This window comes from Enterobacter sp. RIT637, assembly GCF_019718755.1.
Taxonomy (GTDB): domain Bacteria; phylum Pseudomonadota; class Gammaproteobacteria; order Enterobacterales; family Enterobacteriaceae; genus Enterobacter.
In genome coordinates, this window is the sequence record NZ_JAIHAZ010000090.1 from 1 (window position 1) to 639 (window position 639).

1 pseudogene is annotated in these 639 nt (G+C 45.9%); it reads right to left on the minus strand.

Annotation, left to right across the window (positions count from 1 at the left end):
• Positions 1 to 639: pseudogene (locus tag K5E19_RS23330) on the minus strand (restriction endonuclease subunit R); the annotation flags it as partial.

Here is a 639-nt window from a genome sequence, read left to right on the forward strand (position 1 = left end):
TCCAGCAGCTCATCCTTGCTCTTGAAATACGGAATCAGACCGAAGATTTTTTGGAGAATTTCCTTCAGACTCAATCGCCTATCAACGCTGGCAGAATGACGTAATTTGTCAAGATTAAAGTACTCGTTAGGCTTGTCAAATAGGGTACTAATAACATAGGCGACGGCCTGCTCCCATTGTTCATTTTCCACCTGTAGTTTCAACATGGGGTCAGCCTTGACCTGATCCTCAAATTTCTCGAAGAACATTCGGTCGATCTTCATACCGTCATAGCCGATTTGTTGCTCAGCTACGTGGTGTATGGCATCAGTACCTGTGTGCACAAACAGTCCACTCATTGACAGTGTAGGCTCTCCCGTCTGACCATCCCCGCCACTGTTACGCGCTGGCAACTTGATCACTTCGTCATAATTGAACTGTTCCTCGAAGTATTCACAGTTTGCAAAAAAATCAAAGAACTTGAAGTGAGCCTTTTCGGACTCATGAACCAGCGGCTTCAGATCATCGTCGAACAACTGCTCAAGGAAGTTGTGCTTACGCGTGCCTCGCCCTTTGATTTGCACGAAATCGGATGGAGAATACACTGGACGCATTAAGGCTAAATTCAAGATATCAGGACAGTCGTAGCCAGTTGTCATC